The organism is Egicoccus sp. AB-alg2 (genome assembly GCF_041821065.1).
Classification (GTDB): Bacteria; Actinomycetota; Nitriliruptoria; order Nitriliruptorales; family Nitriliruptoraceae; genus Egicoccus.
This window is the reverse complement of the sequence record NZ_JBGUAX010000001.1, coordinates 520,443-541,678: the sequence shown is the minus strand read 5'-3', so window position 1 is coordinate 541,678 and position 21,236 is coordinate 520,443. Positions and strand designations below refer to the sequence as shown.

The 21,236-nt window shown below is 74.1% G+C and carries 21 protein-coding genes; 9 read left to right on the top strand and 12 right to left on the bottom strand.

Annotated features, from left to right (window positions below; genetic code table 11):
• The first annotated feature begins 162 nt into the window (after positions 1 to 162).
• On the top strand, positions 163 to 1,224 hold the full coding sequence (locus ACERM0_RS02555; protein WP_373676927.1) for an LCP family protein: 1,062 nt from the start codon (positions 163 to 165) through the stop codon (positions 1,222 to 1,224).
• Between the two features lie 69 nt (positions 1,225 to 1,293).
• Here ACERM0_RS02555 and ACERM0_RS02550 read toward each other — a convergent pair whose 3' ends face one another.
• The 9 genes from ACERM0_RS02550 to ACERM0_RS02510 all read right to left on the bottom strand — a co-directional run bounded on the left by ACERM0_RS02550 (position 1,294) and on the right by ACERM0_RS02510 (position 9,889).
• A complete protein-coding gene (locus ACERM0_RS02550) occupies positions 1,294 to 2,343 on the bottom strand; it encodes an NAD(P)/FAD-dependent oxidoreductase (RefSeq protein WP_373676926.1) in 1,050 nt (349 codons plus the stop codon).
• Positions 2,340 to 4,628 carry a molybdopterin-dependent oxidoreductase gene (locus ACERM0_RS02545; RefSeq protein WP_373676925.1) on the bottom strand — a complete coding sequence of 763 codons (2,289 nt, stop codon included), beginning with the start codon at positions 4,626 to 4,628 and terminating at the stop codon, positions 2,340 to 2,342. The genes ACERM0_RS02550 and ACERM0_RS02545 overlap by 4 nt, the downstream gene beginning before the upstream one ends.
• 21 nt (positions 4,629 to 4,649) lie before the next feature.
• Positions 4,650 to 5,669, bottom strand: a complete 1,020-nt coding sequence (locus ACERM0_RS02540; RefSeq protein ID WP_373676924.1) for an oxygenase MpaB family protein — start codon at positions 5,667 to 5,669, stop codon at positions 4,650 to 4,652.
• Between the two features lie 136 nt (positions 5,670 to 5,805).
• Positions 5,806 to 6,216, bottom strand: coding sequence for a hypothetical protein (locus ACERM0_RS02535; protein ID WP_373676923.1), 411 nt, complete (start codon positions 6,214 to 6,216; stop codon positions 5,806 to 5,808).
• 101 nt (positions 6,217 to 6,317) lie between these two features.
• Positions 6,318 to 6,740: a hypothetical protein gene (locus ACERM0_RS02530; protein ID WP_373676922.1), complete on the bottom strand. Its 423-nt coding sequence runs from the start codon at positions 6,738 to 6,740 to the stop codon at positions 6,318 to 6,320.
• Between the two features lie 36 nt (positions 6,741 to 6,776).
• On the bottom strand, positions 6,777 to 7,016 hold the full coding sequence (locus ACERM0_RS02525) for a hypothetical protein (protein WP_373676921.1): 240 nt from the start codon (positions 7,014 to 7,016) through the stop codon (positions 6,777 to 6,779).
• Between the two features lie 129 nt (positions 7,017 to 7,145).
• Positions 7,146 to 7,976, bottom strand: a complete 831-nt coding sequence (locus tag ACERM0_RS02520; protein ID WP_373676920.1) for an MBL fold metallo-hydrolase — start codon at positions 7,974 to 7,976, stop codon at positions 7,146 to 7,148.
• A 120-nt stretch (positions 7,977 to 8,096) separates the two neighbouring features.
• Positions 8,097 to 8,750: a response regulator gene (locus ACERM0_RS02515; protein WP_373676919.1), complete on the bottom strand. Its 654-nt coding sequence runs from the start codon at positions 8,748 to 8,750 to the stop codon at positions 8,097 to 8,099.
• Entirely contained in the window at positions 8,747 to 9,889 is a 1,143-nt protein-coding gene (locus ACERM0_RS02510) for a sensor histidine kinase (RefSeq protein WP_373676918.1), read from the bottom strand. Before ACERM0_RS02510 ends, ACERM0_RS02515 begins: the two co-directional genes overlap by 4 nt.
• Positions 9,890 to 10,038: 149 nt before the next feature.
• Between ACERM0_RS02510 and ACERM0_RS02505 the strand changes: the two genes are divergently transcribed.
• From ACERM0_RS02505 to ACERM0_RS02490, 4 genes are all read left to right on the top strand, one after another.
• Positions 10,039 to 11,085, top strand: coding sequence for an ABC transporter ATP-binding protein (locus tag ACERM0_RS02505; protein ID WP_373676917.1), 1,047 nt, complete (start codon positions 10,039 to 10,041; stop codon positions 11,083 to 11,085).
• Entirely contained in the window at positions 11,082 to 11,912 is an 831-nt protein-coding gene (locus tag ACERM0_RS02500; protein ID WP_373676916.1) for an ABC transporter permease, read from the top strand. The genes ACERM0_RS02505 and ACERM0_RS02500 overlap by 4 nt, the downstream gene beginning before the upstream one ends.
• Before the next feature lie 149 nt (positions 11,913 to 12,061).
• Positions 12,062 to 13,210 carry an iron ABC transporter substrate-binding protein gene (locus tag ACERM0_RS02495; protein WP_373676915.1) on the top strand — a complete coding sequence of 383 codons (1,149 nt, stop codon included), beginning with the start codon at positions 12,062 to 12,064 and terminating at the stop codon, positions 13,208 to 13,210.
• Positions 13,211 to 13,273: 63 nt separating this feature from the next.
• The gene (locus ACERM0_RS02490; RefSeq protein WP_373676914.1) at positions 13,274 to 14,926 is read left to right on the top strand and encodes an ABC transporter permease; all 1,653 of its coding nucleotides are present in this window, start codon (positions 13,274 to 13,276) and stop codon (positions 14,924 to 14,926) included.
• Positions 14,927 to 15,122: 196 nt separating this feature from the next.
• On the opposite strand, the gene ACERM0_RS02485 is transcribed toward ACERM0_RS02490, so the two are convergent.
• Positions 15,123 to 16,217: an ABC transporter ATP-binding protein gene (locus ACERM0_RS02485; RefSeq protein WP_373676913.1), complete on the bottom strand. Its 1,095-nt coding sequence runs from the start codon at positions 16,215 to 16,217 to the stop codon at positions 15,123 to 15,125.
• 38 nt (positions 16,218 to 16,255) lie between these two features.
• Entirely contained in the window at positions 16,256 to 17,158 is a 903-nt protein-coding gene (locus tag ACERM0_RS02480; protein WP_373676912.1) for an MBL fold metallo-hydrolase, read from the bottom strand.
• A 152-nt stretch (positions 17,159 to 17,310) separates the two neighbouring features.
• On the opposite strand from ACERM0_RS02480, the gene ACERM0_RS02475 reads away from it, so the two are divergent.
• The 4 genes from ACERM0_RS02475 to ACERM0_RS02460 all read left to right on the top strand — a co-directional run bounded on the left by ACERM0_RS02475 (position 17,311) and on the right by ACERM0_RS02460 (position 20,330).
• Positions 17,311 to 17,649, top strand: a complete 339-nt coding sequence (locus tag ACERM0_RS02475; protein ID WP_373676911.1) for a co-chaperone GroES — start codon at positions 17,311 to 17,313, stop codon at positions 17,647 to 17,649.
• Between the two features lie 48 nt (positions 17,650 to 17,697).
• Positions 17,698 to 18,795 (top strand): histidinol-phosphate transaminase, encoded by a 1,098-nt coding sequence (locus tag ACERM0_RS02470; RefSeq protein ID WP_373676910.1) that lies wholly within the window; start codon positions 17,698 to 17,700, stop codon positions 18,793 to 18,795.
• A 96-nt stretch (positions 18,796 to 18,891) separates the two neighbouring features.
• Positions 18,892 to 19,491, top strand: a complete 600-nt coding sequence (locus tag ACERM0_RS02465; protein ID WP_373676909.1) for a TlpA family protein disulfide reductase — start codon at positions 18,892 to 18,894, stop codon at positions 19,489 to 19,491.
• On the top strand, positions 19,488 to 20,330 hold the full coding sequence (locus tag ACERM0_RS02460; protein WP_373676908.1) for an alpha/beta fold hydrolase: 843 nt from the start codon (positions 19,488 to 19,490) through the stop codon (positions 20,328 to 20,330). Before ACERM0_RS02465 ends, ACERM0_RS02460 begins: the two co-directional genes overlap by 4 nt.
• Here the strand turns inward: ACERM0_RS02460 and ACERM0_RS02455 are convergent.
• Positions 20,321 to 21,229: a hydroxymethylglutaryl-CoA lyase gene (locus tag ACERM0_RS02455; RefSeq protein WP_373676907.1), complete on the bottom strand. Its 909-nt coding sequence runs from the start codon at positions 21,227 to 21,229 to the stop codon at positions 20,321 to 20,323. The two genes, ACERM0_RS02460 and ACERM0_RS02455, sit on opposite strands and share 10 nt — an antisense overlap.
• Positions 21,230 to 21,236 lie beyond the last annotated feature (7 nt).

Below are 21,236 nucleotides of genomic sequence, written 5' to 3'. Positions count from 1 at the left end.
GGGGCCCAGTATCGCCGCTCGCCCCGCCCGGCGCGCCGTTCGGCGGCCGCGGCGGCGTGGCCGGGGACGTGGAACGGGCATCCACACCGGGACACCTGCCTCTGCTGCCGGTCGCACCGGCCGGAGAACCTCGATGCATTCCGCGGCACGCACGGGGACGCCATGACGAGGAAGGGCCGGCGGGTGGCCGTCGCGGCCGGCGTGGCGATCGTGGCCGTCGCCGCCGTCGCGGTGGGCTTTCGCGCGACCACGGGCAGCCTGCAGCGGGTCGACGACGACACCCTCGCCGCGCGCGAGCGGCTGGGACTGGTGACACCCGCACCGGACACGGACGAAGCCGACGGCGCGGGCCCGGAGCCGCGGTCGTCCGCCCGCTCCGCCGCCCCGGCCGGCACCACGGAGGACGGAGCCGCCACGTTCCTCGTCGTCGGCAACGACGCCGGCGAAGGCCGCAGCGGCAGACGTGCCGACGTCCTGCTGCTGGTGCGGCTACCGGCGCCCGGAGGTCGGCCGGTCCTGGTGTCGCTGCCGCGTGACCTGTGGGTGGAGGACCTGTGCCACGGCGGACGGCAGCGCATCAACGCCGCCCTCAACGGTTGCGGCGAGGCGGCCACCGGTCCCCAGCTGACCATGCTGACCGTGGAACACGTGACCGGCTGGCGGATCGACCACTACGTGGAGGTGGGCTTCGAGGGGTTCCTGGAGGTGATCGACGCCGTGGGCGGCATCGAGATCTGCACGGACCACCCGGTCCGCGACCGGCACAGCGACCTGGACCTGCCGGGCGGCTGCGTGCACGCCTCGTCCGAGCAGGCGCTGGCGTGGACGCGCTCGCGCATGACGCAGGAACTCGTGGACGGGCGCTGGCGGACGATGCCGGGCGTGAACGACCTGACGCGCAACGCCCGGCAACAGGACGTGCTGCTGCAGGTGCTGGGCGAGGTGGCCGAGGTCCGCTCCCTCGGCACCCTGCGTCGGCTGGCGTCCGACCTCGGCGACGCGGTGACGTTGGGCAGCAGTCTCGGGCTGGACGACCTGCTGGCGCTGTCGGGTCGGGCCCGCGACCTCACGGACGGTGACGTCGTCCGCGGCGAGGTGCCGGTCGTGTCGCACGTCACGTCCGGCGGCGCGCAGGTGCTGCTGCCGGGCGCCGACCTGGACGCGCTGTTCGCGGAACTGGCGGCGGCCGGAGGCGGTGAGGCGGCGTCGGCAGCCGGCGGCTGACCGTCGGCGGCTGACGGCGACTGACGGCGACTGACGGCGCGGAACCCGTCCGGTGCTGGTTGCCGCCGGTCATGACCGGCGTGGCGTGACGCCGGGCGACTCCTGCCGTTCGTCTGCGGGTACCAGCGGCGCGGCGTCGGGCGCCGGTGACGGCGACTCGGGCGAGGTGTCGTGCCCGTGCAACGACTTCGCGCACGCCACCCCGGCCGTGGTGCCCTTGCCGATGGCGACCGCGACCAGCTGCATGCCGGGGGTGATGTCGCCTGCCGCGTACACGCCAGGCACGGTGGTCTGGGCCTCGTCGTCCACGACCAGCACACCTTCGTCGTCGACCGCGCAGTCCAATCCCTCGGCCAGCGACAGGTCGGCGTCGTGGGCGATGGAGAAGAACACCATGCCGGCCGGCAGCCGCCGGCCGCTGGTGAGGCGGACCGCCTCCAGCGCGCCGCGTTCGCCGACCAGCTCCTCGGCCGGGTCGTCGGTCACGAAGTCGATGCCCAGTCGCTCGCACGCGTCGAGCTGGTCGCCGGAGACCTGCGGCCGTGGTCCGTCGGTCACGATCGTCACCGAGGCGGCCCAGTCCAGCAGCTCGGAGGCGAAGGCCGGCACGTGCGGACCCCATCCGAGCACCACGACGTGCCGGTCGCGGGCGTCGAACCCCTCGCAGCTCGGGCAGTGGAAGACGTCCGCGCCGTAGTGCTCCTGGAATCGGCGAAGGTCCGGAAACGCGTCACGCACGCCGGTGGCCAGCACGACCCGCCGGGTCGCGACCTGCCGCCCGTCGTCGAGCGTGGCGAGGAAGCGGCAGTCCCCGGCCAGCCCGTCGTCACGGTGCAGGGCCGCCACGCGTCCCGCGACCCGCGTGACGTGCGGGTAGCGGCTGACCCCCTGACGCAGCCGGTCCTGCAGGTCCTCGGGCGCGATCGGGTCCAGTCCGGGTAGGCCGTTGACACGGTCGACCCACCGGTTACGTGGTTCCTCGGCGTCGATCAGCAGCGTGCGTCGGCGGTAGCGCCCGAGCCACGTCGCGGCAGCGGCGCCGGCGGGGCCGCCACCGACGACCAGCGCGTCGACCTCGGCCGGAAGGTGCGGGGCCGCCGTCTCGTGACGATCGCTCATACGGTGCTCGTCAGGTCGGCGCGGTCCCCGGCACCCGCGACCGTCGCCTCGGCCGGCTCGGCGGTGGCCACCCCGTCCGCGGGCCCGACCTCCACGGGGATGCCGTTGAGCACCGCCGTCCCGGTCAGCACGTCAAGGTCGTGGCTGTCGCTGAGCAGGTTGCTGTTCACGCCGGGCGCCGCGCGTGCGACCGACAGCTCGACGCCGTCGAGGTCGTGGCCGAAGCCGTGGGGGAGGCTCACCACGCCGGGGCGCAGCTCGTCGGTGACCTCCACGGTGGCGACCACCTCACCGACCCGCGAGCGCACGCGCGCCTCGCCGCCGTCCGTCAAGCGGTGGCGTGCGGCGTCCTCGGGATGCACCTGCAGGGTGCACAGACCGGCGCCGCGCAAGCCCGGCACGTTGTGGGACCACGAGTTGTTGGTGCGCAGGTGCCGGCGACCGACCAGCACCAACCCCTCGGCTGGCGTCACGTCGAGCTCAGCCTCCAGCGCCGCGATCCCGGGAGCGAGCAGCTCGGGCAGCAGTTCGATGCGCCCGGACGCGGTCGCGAGCACGTCGGGGATGCGCGGTCGCAGCTCGCCGAGGTCGACGCCATGGGGCTGCTCCTCGAGCGCGGCGAGGGTGAGCCCGTCCGGGTGGCTGCCGAACCCGTCGCCATAGGGGCCGGCCCGCAGCAGCAGGTCCAGCAGGCGCTCGGGACCTTGTCGGTCACCGACGTGCCCGAGCACCGCCTCGGCGTCGCGTTCGAGGACGCGGGCGGTCGGGTCGGCGACCAGTTGCTCGGCCAGTGCCCGGGCCACGAACGCGTCGGCCGCCGCCAGATCCAGCGGCGGCCGCTGCCCGAGCGCGACGGCCGCCAGGGCCAGCAGGATCTGCCATTCGTCGAGGTGGCCCTCCGGCGGTGCGACCGTCACGGGGGAGTAGTTGGCCACGTTGCGTATCGCGAAGCCGGTGAAGGCGAGGTCGTAGTGCGAGCGCTCCAGCAGCGACGGGGGCGGGAGCACCACGTCGGCGTGCCGGGCGGTCGCGGTGACGTGCGGGTCGACGGCGACCACGAGGTCGAGCGAGGCCAGGGCCGCGTCGAGGCGACCCCCGTCGGGCGTGGAGAGCACCGGGTTGCCGGCGACGACCAGCAGCGCGCGGATCCGTCCCGCACCGGGGGTCTCGATCTCGTCCGCGAGCGTCGCCACCGGCAGTTCGCCGATGACCTCCGGCAGGCCCCGCACGCGGCTGCGCCACCGGCCGGCCGTGAACGGCCGGCGCGGGAAGCGGTGGTGCGCCGGCTGCGGGAACATCGCGCCGCCCGGCCGGTCGAGGTTGCCGGTGAGGACGTTCAGGACGTCGACGAGCCAGCTCGCGACCGAGCCGTGGCGGACCGTGGTCGTGCCGAGGCGGCCGTACACGCAGGCGCGGTCGGCGGCGGCCAGCTCACGGGCGAGCGTGCGGATCTCGGCCGCCTCGATGCCGCAGTGGGCCGACACGGCCTCCGGCGTGAAGCCGGCCAGCCGCTCCGGGACGCGCTCGAGGCCGTCGAGGTGCCCGCGCAGGTGAGCGCCGGGATCGGCCAGGCCCTCGTCGAACAGCGTGTGCGCGAGCGCGGCCAGCAGGTACGCGTCGGCTCCGGGGCGGATCGCCAGATGCCGGTCCGCCCGCGCGGCGGTGCGGGTGCGGCGCGGGTCCACGACGACCAGCCGACCGCCTCGGCGCTGCAAGGCGTTGAGGCGGCCGGGCAGGTCGGGTGCCGTCCACAACGAGCCGTTGGAGACCCGCGGGTTGCCGCCGAGTACCACCAGGAGGTCGGTTCGATCGACGTCCGGCACGGGGATGGCCAGGGGATCGCCGAACAGCGCGCCGCACGACAGGTGCTTGGGGAGTTGGTCGACGCTGGAGGCGCTGAACACGTTCCGCGTCCGCAGGGCCTTGACCAGCGGTCGCACGTAGAGTTGGCCGGCCAGGTTGTGGACGTTGGGATTGCCGAGGTAGACGCCGACGCTGTCGGGACCGTGTTCGGCGACGATCGGTGCCAGCCGCCGCGCGACCTCGTCGAACGCGTCGTTCCAGTCCGTCTCGACCAGCTGCCCGTCGCGGCGCACGCGCGGACGGGTCAGGCGGTCCGGGTCGGCGTGCACCTCGCCGATCCGCGCGCCCTTCGGGCACAGGTAGCCGTGGCTCAGGACGTCTTCGGGATCGCCTTCGACCCGCACGACCCGGTCGTCGTCCAGCGTCAGGCGCAGACCGCAGGTGGCCTCGCACAGTGGGCAGGTCCGGATGGCGGTGCGCACGTGGAGGTCCTCCAGGTCACGTCAGGAGGCGACGCTATCGCCATCGATCCCTGCCGCCGCCGTCGATGCGGCCGCACGGTCGGTCGCCGCCGACACGCTCGGTGAGACGCCGGTCGCCGCCCGCAGCGCCGCGAGCGCGACCCGCGTCTGCAGCACCGCCGCCTTCGCCGCGGCAGCGGGAACGTCCAGCTCCAGCGCGCGCCGCTCGTGCGGTGCCAGCGAGCCGACCGCCCCGGCGTAGAGCACCAGGTAGGCCGGCCGGACCGAGGCCGGCAGCGGCGGCCACCGCAGGAACCGGAGTGCCGAACGGCCCTGTTCGTTGACCTCCAGCTCCCCGGCGAAGCCGTCGAGCACCTCCCGCAGCTCCGCATCCGTTCGCGGCAGCACGCCGTCGTCGAACATCGGTAGCGGGATCCGACCGGCCCGCAGTTCCGCCTGCGCCGCCGGGTCGGCGAGCAGGCCGTCCACGTCCACCTGCGGGTCGAGGAGCGCGGCGATGCGCGACTGCTCGCGCACGAAGGCGTCGCGCGCCGCCGCCTCGATGGGGTGCGGCGACCACAACCGGTCGGCCTCGAGGAACGACGCGGTCATGGCGACGCCGACCCACGTCAGCAGCCGCGGATCGTCGGCGCGGTACGGGCGCCCGTCGGGGGCCGTGCCCGTCACATGCGGATGGACGCGTCGGACCTGACGGGCGACCCGCAGCGCCTCCGGGGTGGAGCCGAAGGTCGAGGCCGTGACGTAGGCCGAGGTGCGGTGCAGCCGGCCGAGCGGGTCGGTGCGGAAGGCGGAGTGGTCGGCGACCCCGGCCATGGCCAGCGGGTGCGCGACCTGCAACATGAGTGCGCGCACGCCACCGGCGATGGCGGCCGGCTCGCCGATCACCTGCCACGAGGCCGATCCGGGGCCGCACAGTCCGGGATCGCCCGGCGCACCGGACGGGTCGAACGGGGGCGGTCCGAAGACGCGCCCGAGCTGCCAGCGCACCAGCGCGCGTACGCCCGGCAGTCCTGGTGCCCGTTCGAGTCGTGGACGTCGCATGCCGGCAAGGGTGCCAGCGTCGGGCACCGACCGACGCCCGCCGGTCGGCCCATCCGGCCCGGTCCCGGGCCCCGAACGGCACTGGCGGCCCGAGGCCACGGCGTCGGTCGCCGTCGCCGCGCCGGCCCGCCGGCGGTCAGTCGCCGTAGCCGCGCAGGACCTCGTCGAGCGCGAGCTGACGCGGCTCCGGGGGCGGCTCCGAGGCGGGCGCGTGGGGGGCGTCGGGTTCCTCACCGGTCAGCGCGAACCACCACCAGCGCAGCCCGCGTGGGGAGTTGCGCAGCCCCAGTTCCTCGAAGCGGACGTCGGTGCGGCCGAGGAAGGCCAGTTCGGCGACCACCTCGTGCACGACGCCGCGCACGGTGTCGTCGCGCGGATAGTCGGCACGCAGCATGGGCACCACGTCGGTGCGGGTCTCCACGGCCGAGTAGCGGCGCGCCGCGGCCGGATCCTCGCCGTTGGCGAGCCGGCTGCGGACCTCGCGCCAGAGCAGCCGCTGCCGCGTGAACCAGTCCCAGGCGTAGGCCGGTGGCCCCGAGCGCGCCACGTGCGACTCCTCACAGCACCCGTGCGGCAAGCGTAGACGGCGCGTCGACGACAGGCGGCGACGTCACCGGCGGCCGGTCCCCGCCGGCTGGCGTCGGGATGTCAGCCGGCGCCGGCGCCCCGGATCCCGGCACTGACGACCCCGATCGCGCCGGCCACCAGGAGCAGGGCGCCCACGAGTCCGCTCGCGGCGGTGCGGCGGGCGCGGACCGGTGGACTGGTCTTGCGTGCGCGGCCGACCATCACGTGGGCGAGCACCAGCGCGGACAGCGCCAGCAGCGGATGCAGGATCGCGACCAGCCACGACGGGTGTTCCCAGTAGCGGCCGAGGGTGTAGATCACCAGGCCGCCGAGCACCTGGATGTCGATCAGGATCGCCGGCACGACGAAGATCCGAGGTGCGAAGACGCCCTCGCGGTCGTCGGTGAATCCGACGACGGCCGCGGCGATGACCGTGAGGGCGACCAGGTAACCCAGGAACTGGTGCACCGTCGCGAGGACGTCGAGGTTCAGGCCGGTCTCCATGCTGCTCCGATGGTCGCGGTGCGGTGGCGGTGCGGGTCACCGCTCGTCGGACGGGTCGTCCTGCCAGCCGCCGTCCTCCTCGCCGCCCGGCGGGTCGACGGTGTCCGCCGGGTCGTCGGCCTCGACGGGGGCGTCGGTGTCGGCGTCGAGGTCCGTGCCCTCGCAAGCTCCCAGCAGCAGGGCTGCCCCCAGGGCGACGCAGGTCCCCGCGCCCGCTCGGGCGCGGCGGCGACGTGCGGCGCCGTCCTGCCGCGTCGGCGGCTCGCTGGCGTCCACGGGTCCGTCCCTTCGTCGCGGTGCGGTTGCGTGGCGGAAACGTGCACGACCGCCGCAGCCGACACCTCGACGCGGCACGCTCCAAGGACGCTGACCTTGCCGCACCCGACCGGGCAGCAGACGCGCTGGTCAGCCGACCTCGAACCGGTGGGTCTCGCCGCGATCGACGTAGACGATCCTCGTGTCGAGCGCCGCTTCGGCCGCCCGCCCCCGGAACTCGGACAACGGGGAACGGAACACCGTGTAGTCGTCGTAGTGGATCGGGACGGCCTCGCGCGGACGGAACGCGTGCAGTAGGCGGACGCCCTGGACGTCGTCCATGGTCAGCAGGACACCGCCGACACGGGTGCCCCCCAGGTGCAGCAGCACCAGGTCGAGTTCCGGGTAGCGGTGCGGGATCTGGTGCAGACGGTCGTGCAGCAGCGTGTCACCGGTGACGTAGACCCGGAAGGGCCGCTGTCCGTCGCGTTCCAGCTCCAGCAGGCTGCCCATCACGGGAGGCAGCACCTTGGCCAGCGGATCGGGCGCGTGCTTGCCGGGCAGGGAGGTGACGGCGAGGCGGCGTCCGTCGCGCACCAGCGGGTGCGACTGCCAGGTCGCCATTCCCAGAGGCCGCCGGAATCCCTGCCGGGTCAACTTCCGGGCCGCGTGCGGTGTCGTCAGGATCGGCACGTCCGGGTCGAGGCGCGCGGCGGCGACCTCGTCGAAGTGGTCGCCATGATGGTGGGAGAGCACCACGGCGTCGAGGGGTGGCAGGTCCTCGATCTCCATGGCCGGGTCGGTGAGCCGTTTCGAGCGCAGGCCGCCGCCGAGCTTGGCGTACTCGCCGCGGTGCAGGAAGTTCGGGTCTGTCAGGATCGTGAAGCCGCCGAGCCGCAACAGGACCGTGGCGGTGCCGACGAAGGTCACCTCACCGACGTCGGTGCCCACGTCGACGGGCGGCGTCTCGTGGCTGGTCACCTCGCCTCCTTCGGCGGTGCTGGCATGGTGGCCAGCGTCCGGCTTCGGTCCGGCGCGTCGAAGCGCCGGTACGGCAGCGGGACCGGGGACCCCGCCGCGTCGAACAGGACCCCAGGGCCCTCAGCGCGTGAGCAGGCCGAGGTCGAGAGCGCGCAGCACTGCCCGCGTCCGGTCGCGCACCCCCAGCTTCGTCAGCACGCTGGAGACGTGGTTCTTGACGGTCCCGGGTGCCAGGTGCAGCGCCTCGGCGATCTCGCGGTTCGCGTACCCCCCGGCCAGCAGCCGCAGGATCTCCAGCTCGCGGGGTGTGAGCGGCTCGTGCCGCTGGAACCGTTCGCCCGGCCGGTCCGTCACGGGTGTGCTCAGCGCCTGCACCAGCCGTTCCGTGATCGCCGGCTGCACGAGGTTGCCGCCGTCGGCGAGCGTGCGGACCGCGTCGACGAGCTGTTCGAGGGTCACGTCCTTCAACAGATAGCCCTTCGCGCCCGCCTTCAGGGCCCGCAGGACCAGCTCGTCGTCGTCGAACGTGGTCAGGACCAGGACCGGGGGCGGGCTCGGCCGGGTCGCCAGCTCCTGGAGCGTGCCGATGCCGTCGCGGCCGGGCATCTGCAGGTCCAGCAGGACCACGTCGGGCGCATGCGCGTCGATCGCGGCCAGGGCCGCGTCACCGTCGCCGGCCTCCGCGACCACCTCGATGTCGTCGGTGAGTTCGAGCAGTTGCCGCAGGCCCTGGCGGACCAACGTCTGGTCGTCGACGACGCAGACGCGGATCATGGTGCCGTCACCGCCGGCAGTCGCGCGGCCACGTGGAAGCCCGCGTCGGGCGTGGAGGCGTAGTCGAGCTGACCGCCCAGCTGGGACAGCCGTTCACGCATGCCGGTCAGCCCGTTGCCGGCCACGATCCGAGCGGCCCCGCAACCGTCGTCGCGGGCGTCGACCTCCAGACCGCCCGAGCCGTCCTGGGAGATGCGCAGCCACAGGTTGTCGGCGCCGCTGTGCCGCACCGCGTTGGTGAGGATCTCCTGGACGCAGCGCACGACCGCCGTGGCGCGGTCGCCGTCGACGGCCAGGTCCTCGTCCACCTCGACGTGGACCCGAGGATGCGGCACCTGCGCCACGACGGCGTCGATGGCGCTGCGCAGGCTGGGCAAGGGGTGGCGCAGCTCGCCGACCGCGGCACGCACGTCCTGCAGCAGGTCCTTGGCCATGCCGCGGGCGCGCTCGACGGCCGCCTGCTGGTCGGCGCCGCGGCGGTGGCTGGCGACCTCGAGGTTGAGCGCGAGCGCGGTGAGCTGGTGACCGACGAGGTCGTGCAGTTCGCGGGCGATGCGCAGGCGTTCCTCGTTGCGGCTGTTGGCCGCCAGCAGCGCGGTGGCGGCCTGCAGGTCGGCGTTGACCTCCGCCAGGCGCTCGCGTGCGTCCGCCTCACGTCGCTGACCGATCACCACCAGCATCGCGAAGGCCTGGAAGCTGCCGTACACGAGTGTGGGCAGCACGACGTCCGCCCAGCCCATGCCCAGCACGACGAGCAGGACGAAGACGACTGCGGTCTGGAACACGACCACCAGGCCGGCACCGCGGGCCGAGAGCACGTAGGCGGCGCTGGCGGCGGAAATGACCAGCAGCACCGACGAGAACCCGAACTGCGCCGACAGTCCGAACACGACCAGCCCGGCGACGACCTGCACGCCCAGCATGACCCGCTCGTCCAGCCGGGGCGCGAGTCCGGGCGCGAGGTCGAAGCCGAGCAGGACCGCGAGGTGCACCAGGTAGGCGGTCCACCACCACATCGGATGGTCGCCGACGAAGAGGCCGTCACCGAGCACCTGCTCGATCAGCACGGGCACGCCGACGGCCAGGCTGGCGACCAGACCGGTCGCGATCGAGATCCGCTCGAGCTGCTGATCGTCCACCCGTCGGAGCCTAGGGAGCGACGCCCGGCCGGGGGAGTGCCGGAAGTCATGTCCCAGATCGTGACGCCCGGCACAGGAGTAGTCGACGGCGCGTCCGTAGCTTCGGTTCCGACCCGCCGCGCAACGGCGGCCCGAGCAAGGAGCGAACCATGACCCCCGTCGTCCGGTTGGAGGGCGTCACCAAGCGCTACGGCCCCGTCACGGCCCTCGGTGGTGTCGACCTCACGGTCGCGCCGGGAGAGCTGGTCGCCGTCCTGGGACCGAACGGGGCCGGCAAGACGACGGCCTTCGAGCTGGTGCTCGGCCTGGCCCGCCCGACGTCGGGGCACGCCGAGGTGTTCGGTACCCGGCCCGGCACGGCGGCCAACCGGCTGCGGACCGGTGCGATGCTGCAGGGCGCCGGGCTCCCGGAGCTGGTCACCGTGTGTGAGCTCGTCACGCTGGTCGGCGCGGCCTACCCGCGCCGGCTGTCCACGGCGGACGCCCTGGCGCGTGCCGGCCTCGAAGCCCGCGCGGACCGGACCGTCACCGCTCTGTCCGGCGGGGAGCGGCAGCGGCTCCTGCTGGCCATGGCGATCGTGGGCCGGCCCGAGCTGTTGCTGCTGGACGAGCCGACGGCGGCGATGGACGTCAGCTCGAAGCACGCGTTCTGGGAACAGGCCGACACCGTCGTGCGTGGCGGCGCGACCGTCGTCTTCGCGACCCACGACCTCGCGGAGGCCGACCGTGTCGCCGAGCGGGTGGTCGTCCTGGGTGCCGGCCGGGTCCTGGCCGACGCGAGCCCGGCCGAGCTCAAGTCGCTGGTCGCCAGCAAGGTCACCACGCTCGTGACCGACGCACCTGCGGACACGGTGCAGCGCATCGCGGGCGTGGACCGCGTCATGGTCACCCAGGCCCCTGGCCCGGACGGACTGGGTCACCTCCTGGTCCACGGCGACCAGCCTGCCGCGCTGGTCCATCGCCTGGTCGGCGACGGTTGGCGCATCGCCGACCTGACCGTGGCCGACGCGGACCTCGAGCAGGCCTTCCTGCACCTGACGGCCACCGAGGAGCTCGCCGGCAGCTCCGCGGGCGCGGATGAGGGCGTCCCACAGCGGGAGCGTGGTGGCTCGACCGACCCGTCCGGCCCGACCGACCCGTCCGGCCCGACCGACCCCTCCGGCCCGACCGACCCGTCCCTGGAGGTGACCCGATGACCGCGCCGACCGCCGCCGCTGCCGTCCGCAGCCGCCCACGACTGCCCCGCCTGCTCGCCCTGCAGGTCCGCACCGAGTTCGCCGCCACGCTGCGCAGCGCCGAGTTCGTCGGCGGCGTGATCGCCATCCCCGTGCTGCTGTATGCGATGTTCGGGTTGCCGCCGGCGCGCAACCTGCTGCCCGGGGGCACCAGCGTCGGGGCCATGATGGCCGTGTCGTTCAGTGCCTACGGGATCGTCTCGCTGGCCATCTTCACGTTCGGGGACGACCTCGCCAAGGAGCGCGGGCGCGGCTGGACCCGGACGCTGCGTGCCACGCCGCTCCCGACGGCGGTGCATCTGGCCGGCAAGACCGCCATGGCGCTCGCCCACGCCACCCTGATCGTGCTGGCCATCGGCATCGTCGCCGGGTTGTTCGGGGACGTGCGACTGGACGCGACGACGTGGTTGCGGCTCGGCGCCGCGCTGGTGGCGGGCGTGCTGGCCTTCAGCACGGTCGGCTTCGCGCTGGCCTACCTGGTGCGACCACGGGCCGCGACCATGATCGCCAACCTGCTGTTCCTGCCGCTGTCGTTCTGCTCCGGGTTCTTCTTCCCGCTGCGGGAACTGCCGTCGTTCCTGCAGACGCTGGCGCCCTACCTGCCCACCTACCACTTCGGGCAGTTGGCCTGGCAGCAGGTCGCCGACCGCACCGACGTCGAGGCCTTCGTCGGGGTCGCCCCGCAGCCCGTCGGCGTGCACCTCGCCTGGGTGCTGGGTTGCTTCCTCGTCTTCGGGGCGTTGGCCATCTTCGCCGCCGGCCGCGAGGCCGTCGCCCGTCGGGGCTAGCCGGTCGCCGGTCGGTTCGCCGGCCGGGGGAGGGACGAATTTGGACGGCGACCGGTAGGCGAGGTTAGGCTGCCCTCACTACGGTTGCCCGAACCGAAGTCGGTGCCCACCGGCGCCGTCCCCGTCACACGACCTGCCGGAGAAATCCCGTGCGAACCACCCGACGATCCGCGGCGCTGCTTGCCGCCGTCGCCCTGCTGAGCGTCGCCTGCGGCGGCGCCGACACCGGCGCGGAGACCGGTGCCGACACCGGCGCCGACACCGGCACGACCGAGACCGGCGCCGACGCCGAGGACCCCGCGGCGGCGGAGGGCGAGGAGCCCGCGGACGACGCCGCGGACGAAGAGGCCGCGCCGGCCGACGACGCCGAAGGCCCCCTGACCGTCTACTCCGGCCGCAGCGAGGAGCTGGTCGGCGAGGTCCTGGACGGCTTCACCGAACAGACCGGCATCGAGCTGGACGTCCGCTACGGCGACACCGCCGAGCTGGCTGCCACCATCATCAACGAGGGCGAGGCCTCGCCCGCCGACGTGTACTTCGGTCAGGACGCCGGCGCACTCGGCGCGCTGGAGGCCGAGGGCCTGTTCGCGACCCTGCCGGACGACCTCGTGTCCAGCGTCGAGCCGGCGTTCGCCTCCGACTCCGGCGCCTGGGTCGGCGTCACCGGCCGCGTGCGCGTGCTGGCCTACAACACCGACACCCTGACCGAGGACGAGGTCCCGGACTCCGTCTTCGACCTCACCGACCCGGAGTGGGAAGGCCGCGTCAGCTGGGCCCCCACCAACGGCTCGTTCCAGGCCTTCGTGACCGCCATGCGTGTCACCGAGGGCGAGGACGCCACCCGCGAGTGGCTGGAGGGCATGATCGCCAACGACGTGCAGGTGTTCGAGAACAATGCCTCGCAGGTCGAGGCCGTCGGTCGTGGCGAGGTCGACGTCGCCCTCGTCAACCACTACTACCTGTTCCGCTTCACCGCCGAGGACCCGGACTTCCCGGTCGCGAACAAGTTCCTGCCCGGCGACATCGGCGGCCTGGTCAACGTGGCCGGCGTCGGCGTGCTGGCGTCCTCCGACCAGCCCACCGCGGCCGAGCAGTTCGTCGAATACCTCCTCAGCGACGAGGTGCAGAACTTCTTCGGCTCGGAGACGAACGAGCGCGAGTTCCCGGCCGTGCAGGGCGTGGAGGCCACGGACCTGCCCACGATCGAGGAGCTCGGTGCGCCGGAGATCGACCTGTCGGACCTCGAGGACCTGCAGGGGACCCTGGCCCTGCTCCAGGAGACGGGTGCGCTGCAGTAGCGCGAAGGCGCCGCCCGCGTGCCCGGACGGGGCGCGGGCGGCGTTCGCTACCGTCGAGGCCGTATGAGTCGCGACGTCACGGTGCTGGCCGAACCGGCCGGCGAGCCACACGAGCCGACCCCCGCCACGCCCTCCGGCCGGCGGGGGTCGCCGCGTGCGTCACGGACGCATCCCGCGGTCTGGATTCCCGCCCTGCTCGTCGCCGCGGGGATGCTCGTGCCCGCCGCCTTCCTGGTGCTGCAGGCCAGCGAGCTCTCCGGGGCGCGGATCGTCGACCTGGTCACGGCGCCCGAGACCCTGCGACTGACGGGCCGCACACTGCTGTTGGCCGCGTCGGTCACCACGGCCAGCCTGCTGCTGGGGGTCCCCATCGCGTGGCTCACCGTGCGCTCGGACCTGCCGGGCCGACGGTTCTTCGCGGTCGCGACCGCCCTGCCGCTGGTGATCCCGACCTACGTCGGCGGCTATGCGCTGGTGGCCGCGCTCGCGCCGGGGGGCCTGGTGCAGTCGTGGTTCGGCTTCCGGCCGCCCTCGCCGTACGGGTTCTGGGGTGCCTTCACGGCGCTGACCCTGTTCACCTTCCCCTACGTGCTGCTGACGGTCCAGGCTTCGCTGCGCGGGCTCGACCCGTCGCTGGAGGAGGCCAGCCGCTCCCTGGGGCGCGGTCCGCTGCAGACGTTCGTGCGCGTCACGCTGCCGCAACTGCGGCCGGCCGCGGCGGCCGGCGGGCTGCTGGTGACCCTCTACGTGCTCAGCGACTTCGGCGCGGTGTCCATGCTGCGCTACTCCACCTTCACCCGTGCCGTCTACCTGCAGTACCGGGCCGCCTTCGATCGTGCGCCCGCGGCGCTGCTCGGTCTGATGCTGGTGCTGCTCACCATCGTCTTCCTCGTCCTGGAGGCCCGTGTGGCGCGGGACCGCGGTGGACAGTTCGGGGTGCGGGGGGCCGGTCGCGGTGCCAGCCGCATCCGGCTGGGGGCGTGGCGATGGCCGGCCGTGGCCCTGTGCACCGGCGTGGTCGTGGCGGGCCTGGTGCTGCCCGTCTCCGTCATCGTGTACTGGCTGGTGCGGGGCTTGCGCGTCGGCGAACCGATGGCCGCCGTGCTCGGACCGGCGGGTCGCAGCCTCCTCGCCGCCGCGCTGGGAGCCCTGGCCGGCGTCGTCTGCGCCGTGCCGATCGCGGTCTGGGCGGCGCGCAGCCGCTCACGGGTGGCCCGGCTCGTCGAGCGGGCGTCGTTCACCGGGTACGCACTGCCGGGCATCGTCGTCGCGCTCGCCCTTGTCTACGTCGGTATCCGGACCGTCCCGAGCCTCTACCAGACGCTGGCGATGCTCGTCTTCGCGTACGTCGTGCTGTTCCTGCCCCAGGCGGTAGGCGCGATCCGGTCCTCGCTGCTGCAGGTCAACCCGAACGTCGAGGACGCCGCGCGCACCCTCGGCTCCTCGCGACTGGCCACCCTTCGGCGCGTGACCTTGCCGCTGGCGCGCCGGGGAGCGTTGGCCGGCGGTGCGCTGGTCTTCCTCACCGCGCTGAAGGAACTGCCGGCCACGCTGCTGCTGGCACCGACGGGCTACGACACCCTCGCCACCCGTGTGTGGTCGGCGACGACCGAGGCGTTCTTCGCACGCGCGGCGCTGCCGGCCCTGACGCTGGTCGTCCTCGGCTCGGCCCCACTCGCCGTCGCCATGATCCGCGAGCGCCGCGAACGCACCTGACCCCATCGCCGACGGTGGTCCGACGGTCGCGCCCTACGGTGACGGTCGCGCCCGTCGGTAGCGGTCGCGTCTGTCTGCCAGCGGGAGGCGGTCAGCCGCGACGGTTGCGTGCTGCCGCGACGGTCGCGCCCTGCGGTGACGGGTGTGGGCTACGGCGACGGTTGCGCGCTGCCGCGACGCGACGGTGGGCGGGCCGTCAGGCGGGGGCGAGGGTCCGGGTGGCCGTGGGGGCGTCGTCGAAGACGACGACCGGCCCGTCGACGTGGACGTGCACGGTGTCGCCGCGCTGCAGGTCCAGCGCCGGCCCCCGGCGGGCGCGCAGCAGCAGCCCGTCGGGCAGCCGCACCTGCACCAACTGGTCGTGGCCGAAGTAGGAGATGGCCGTGACGACGCCGACGCCGGCGTCGTCACGGACGAGCCGCAGCGCCTCGGGCCGGATGACGACGGCGGCGGTGGCCGACTCCAGCGGCCGGTCGGTGGCCAGCCGCCCCAACGCGGTGTCGACGAGGAACCGGTCGGCGCGGGTCCCGGCGAGCACGTCGGCCTCGCCGACGAACTCGGCCACGAAACGGGTCGCCGGCTGGGTGTACAGCGTCTGCGGGTCCGCGACCTGGTGCACGCGCCCCTGGTCCATGACCACGACACGGTCGGCGAGCGACAGGGCCTCCTCCTGGTCGTGGGTGACGAACAGCGCCGTCGCGTCGGCGGCCCGCAGGATCGCGCGGACGTCCTCGCGGACGACGGCGCGCAAGGCGGCGTCGAGGTTGGAGAAGGGCTCGTCGAGGAGGATGAGCTGCGGTTCGGGTGCGAGGGCCCGCGCCAGCGCAACGCGCTGCTGCTGGCCGCCGGAGAGCGCGACCGGCAGGCGGCTGCCATAGGCGCCGAGCCCGACGAGGTCGAGGACCTCGGCGACCCGGCGACGCCGCTGCGCCCGGGACAGGCCGGTGAGCCCGTAGGCGACGTTCTTCGCCACCGTCAGGTGCGGGAACAGCGCGTAGTCCTGGAACACCATCCCCACCCGGCGACGTTCCGGCGGCACATGCACGCCAGGCCCGGCAACCGTGCGCCCGTCGATCGTGATCGACCCGCCGTCGGGCGAGAGCAGGCCGGCGACGGTGCGCAGCGCGGTGGTCTTCCCACAGCCCGAGGGACCGAGCAGCGCCGTCAGGCTGCCCCGCGGGACCACCAGGTCCATGTGGTCGACCGCCACCGTGCTCCCGAACCGCTTGTGCAGTCCGGCGACGACCAGCGCCGCGTCGGCGTCGGTCGTCGGGCGGGGAGGTGTGGACACGGCGCCTCACGGGAGCGCGGGGTCAGGTGCAGGTGAGGCTACCCTTCCTGATCTGTCGGCGTCGACCCGGCGTCGCACGCGAGTCCGAGTTCGGCCCGGATCACGGCCGGCGGCGGGTAGGGCGGCTCGCCGCGCAGCTGTCGGTGGGCGCGCGCGACGGCCGTGGCGACGACTTCGCTCGGCAGGTCGGGCAGTTCGGTCGCGACGTCGGCGGGGGAGCGGCCGACCGCGAACGCCTCGCGAGCCACCCGGGCGACGGCCTCCAGCAACGCTGCCTGCTCGCGCACGAATCGGGCGTCGACGATCCCGCCATGACCGGGCACGACCGGTAGATCGGTGGCCGCCTCCGCCACGCGCCCGGCCGTGGTCGGCCAGTCCAGCGGGAACGCGTCCTCGAACGCCGGCGGCGCGCCCTCCTCGACGAGGTCGCCGGCGAAGACGGCCGCGCCGGGCACCTCGACCACCACGTCGTTGTCCGTGTGTCCGAGCCCGACGTGGCGCAGCACCACCTCGCGGCCGCCGAGGTCGATCCTCGCCCGGTACGCGAAGGTGTGGTCCGGCGGCACGATCTGCACGTCGCCCAGACCGTCGGCGAGCGCCTCCTCACCCGCCTCGGCGGCCGCCCGACGCACCAACTGCCGTTGCAGGTCGCCGTAGTCGCGCAGCATCGAGGCGCACCGCTCGTGACCCCAGATCTGCCCCGGGAGGAAGGTCGCGTTGCCGAAGCAGTGGTCGTGGTGACCATGCGTATTGGCGACGACCCATGGCAGCGAGGTCACCCGGCGGACCTCCGCGCGCAGGTCGTGAGCCTGCGCGGGTGTCTCGCGCGTGTCCACGACCAGGCACCGCTCGGCACCGACGACGAGGCCGACGTTGAGGTCGAGCCGCGCATGGCGCCGTACGAGCACCCCGTCGGCAACCTCGACGAACCGTTCCTCCACGCCTCGGCTCCTGTCGCGTCGTCGCGGGGACATCCGCCGAGCACCGCGCCAGCCGGCACTGCCCGCCGGGCACCGCGCCCGCCGGACACCGCGCCCGCCGGACACCGCGCCCGCCGCGGGACCGCGCCGGCGGCGACGGTAGTCTGCCGACCATGAGCGCATCCGAACCCGTCACGGAGATCCGTCGCAGCGTCGCCGTCCTCGGCGACCGCGTGCTGGTCTCGCCACCCGAGGACAGCGAGCGCCGCACCAAGGGCGGCATCCTCATCCCGGCGACCGCCAAGTCGGTGGACCGCAAGGGCATCTGGGGCGAGGCCATCGGCGTCGGCCCGCACGTGCGCTCCGTGTCCACCGGCGACGAGGTGCTCTACCTCCCGGAGGACGCCATCGAGGTGGACGTCCAGGGCGACGCGTACCTGATCGTGCGCGAGCGCGACATCCACGCGGTCGGCTCCACGCGTCGTGACGGGGCCACGGGTCTGTACCTGTAGCCCGCTCGACTAGCCTCCCGCCCACGCGAAGAGGTCCGGGAGGCTGGGATGAGCACGGAGTCCGGTGGCGTTGCGTCCGCGGCGGCGGTGGGCCCACCGCCGGGCATGAAGGTCCGGCTGTCGTCCAACGAGTCGCCCTTCGGTCCGTCGCCCGCGGCGGTCGAGGCCGCCAACGCGGCCGTGGCGGAGGGGCACCTGTATCCCGACGACCAGTCCGTCGCGCTGCGCGAGGCGATCGCCGCCCACGAGGGCCTGCCGGTGGAGCAGGTCGCCGTCGGAACCGGCTCCGCCGCGTTGCTGATGGACGCCATCCAGCACGAGGCCCGCGAGGGCGGCAGCGTCGTCAGCTTCGCGCGCGGGTTCGTGGTCTACCGGCTCGGCGCCCGCAACGCCGGCGCCCGCTACGTCGAGGTGGAGACCGACGGGCCCGCCACGCACGACCGCGACGGCTACGGCCGCGACGTCGAGCGGCTGCTCGCGGCCATCGGCGACGACACCCGCGTCGTCGCCATCGACAACCCTGGCAACCCGACGGGCGCCCACCTGACCGGCGAGCAGTTGCAGGCGCTGGTCGCCGGGGTCCCCGAGCACGTCACCATCCTGCTCGACGAGGCGTACCACCACTTCGCCCAGGGGCAGCAGGGCTACGCCACCGCCGCCGAGCTCGGCCTCGACCACCCGCGCCTGCTCGTGCTGCGCACCTTCTCCAAGGCCCACGCGCTCGCCGGGCTGCGCATCGGACAGCTCACCGGGCCCGCCGAGCTGGTGGCCTCGATCGACGCCTGGCGGCCGCGCTTCAACGTCGCCTCGCCGTCGCAGGCGGCGGCGATCGCCAGCCTCGGCGACGACGACCACCTGCGTCGCACGGTCGAGGGCACGCTCGAGGGGCGTACCCGCATGGCGGAGGCACTGCGCGAACTCGGCGTTCCGTTCACGGACGGGTTGGGCAACTTCCTCACCATCGAGCTCGGTACCGCCTCCGGGCCGGTGACCGAGGCCTACGCGCGCCACGGCGTCGGTGTCCGGCCGCTCGCGCCGTACGGGATGGAGGAGCAGATCCGCGTCAGCGTCGGGACCCCCGACGAGGTCGACGCGTTCGTCGCGGCCTCCCGCGAGGTGCTCGCGGACGTGCCCGCGCGCGCCTGACCCCGTCGCGAGGCGCCGCCGCCGGCACGGGGACAGGCGACGCCGTCGCGATACGGTGAGCGCCGCCCGTCCCGTCCGACCGCGAGGTACCTGCACGTGCGCACCCGGGTGCTGCTGCCCGTCGCGGCCGTCGTCGTGATCGTGGCCGTCGCCGTCTTCTCGATCCTGACGTTCGACGACGCCGGCGAGCCGCTGGAGTTCGGCGAACCGCCCCCGCAGGGCGGCGCCACGCTGCCCGGTGACGTCGGTCTGGACGTCGGCGACGTGGAGGTGACCGGCGAGCTGCCGCCGCGCGACGGACCGCTCGTGTCCGCGACGTGGGAGCAGGTGGCGGGCTGGGTGGCCCGCGAGAACGCCGAGGGCCGCCCGGTCGTCGTGAACCTCTGGGCCAGCTGGTGCGCGCCGTGCGAGCGGGAGATCCCGCTGCTCAACGAGACCGCGGCCGCCAACCCCGACATCGCCTTCCTCGGGGTCGCCAGCATGGACGCCTACGACGACGCCGAGGCCGCGGTCGACCGCTTCGGCATCGAGTTCCCCGCCCTGCACGACGAGGAGTTCGACCAGGTCGCCTACCAGGTCGGTGCGCGCGGGTTGCCGACCACCGTCGCCTTCGACACCGACGGGCGCATGGTCGGGCGGGTCCTGTCCGAGCTGAACACCCGCAACCTCGCCGAGCTACTGGGCACGGTGCAGTGACCCCACCGGCGGGCCGGCGGACCGAGGTGGTCGCCCCCGACGGCTGCCGGCTGGCCGTCGTCGAGGTGGGTGGCCCCGCCGCGCCGCCGGTCGTGGTCGCCCATGGCGTCGGCTCGTCGGCCCGCTTCACGGCGGCGGCCTTCGCGTCGCCGGTGCTCGCCAGCGGCCGGAGACTGGTCACCTACGACCAGCGCGGCCACGGCCAGTCCTCGTCCGTGGCCCGCCCCGAGGCACACACGCTGGACCGCCACGTCGCGGACCTCACCGCCGTCGTCGCGGCGCTGGGAGTCGCACCGAGCCTGCTCGTCGGCGTGTCGCTGGGAGCCCACGCCGTCGTGCGCGCCGCGGCGAGCACGGATCTCGCCGCGGACGCCGTCGTCGCCTGCCTGCCCGCGTGGAGCGGCCGGGCGCGCGTCGGCGAGGGCCCGCACGCCGCCATCGCGGACGAGATCCGGACGGTCGGCGTCGCCGGGCTCGTCGCCCGGCTGCGGGCCGACACCGCGATGCCGGGCTGGTTGCGGACCACGCTGCTGATCGACTATCCGCGTCACGACCCGGCCAGCCTGGCCGCCGCGTTGCTCGCCCTCGACGGGGGCGAGGCGCCGACGTTGGACGAGGTCGCGGCCCTGCCGGTGCCGCTGGGGGTGGTCGGGTGGCCGGACGATCCAGGGCATCCGCTGGCGGTCGCGTCGGCGTGGGCGCGGGCCGCCGACGGCGCGCTGGTGACGCTACGACTCGGCGACCTCGACGCCGGCCTCGACCGGCTCGGTGCGGCCGCGCTGGCCGCCGCGGACACGGCGCGCGACGCGCATCCCGGTACGCCCGCTCGTCAGCGCTGACGCTTGGCCAGGATCGCCTCGGCCACGCGGGACACCGGTGGGCGGCCCAGCTGCTGCGCCATCCAGGCGGTCGTGTCCACGAGCGCGTCCAGGTCCACGCCGGTCCGGACCCCCGAGCCGTGCAGCGCGTAGACGAGGTCCTCGGTCGCGAGGTTGCCCTTGGCGCCCGGTGCGTAGGGGCAGCCGCCGAGGCCGCCGGCCGAGCTGTCGGCGATCGTGACGCCGGTCTCGAAGGCCGCCAGCGTGTTGACCAGCCCCTGCCCGTAGGTGTCGTGCATGTGCACGGCCAGCCGCTCCACGGGGGCGTGGGCGGTCACCGCCTCCAGCAGGTCCTGGACCTGACCGGGCGTGCCGACGCCGATGGTGTCGCCGAGCGAGATCTCCTCGCAGCCGAGCTCCAGCATCGCGACCGTCATGCGGACGACGTCCGCGACCGGGACCTCGCCCTGGTACGGGCACCCGCAGACGGTGGAGACGTAGCCGCGCACGCGTACGCCGGCCGCCCGGGCCCGGGCGACGACGGGCCGGAACATGTCCAGCGACTCGTCGATGGTGCGGTTGAGGTTCTTGGCGCTGAACGCCTCCGACGCCGCGCCGAAGACCGCCACCTCGCCGGCTCCGCGGGCCAGTGCCCGCTCCAGCCCGGTCTCGTTCGGCACCAGCACGGGGTAGCGCACACCGTCGACGGGGGTGATGCCGCCCAGCACCTCGGCGGCGTCGGCCAGCTGCGGGACCCACTTCGGGTGCACGAACGAGGTCGCCTCGACGACCGGCAGCCCGGTGGCCGCCAGCCGGTCGACGAACGCGATCTTCACGTCGGTCGGCACCGTGCCGGGCTCGTTCTGCAGCCCGTCGCGGGGGCCGACCTCGACGATGGTGACGCGCTCGGGCAGTCGCATCCCGGCT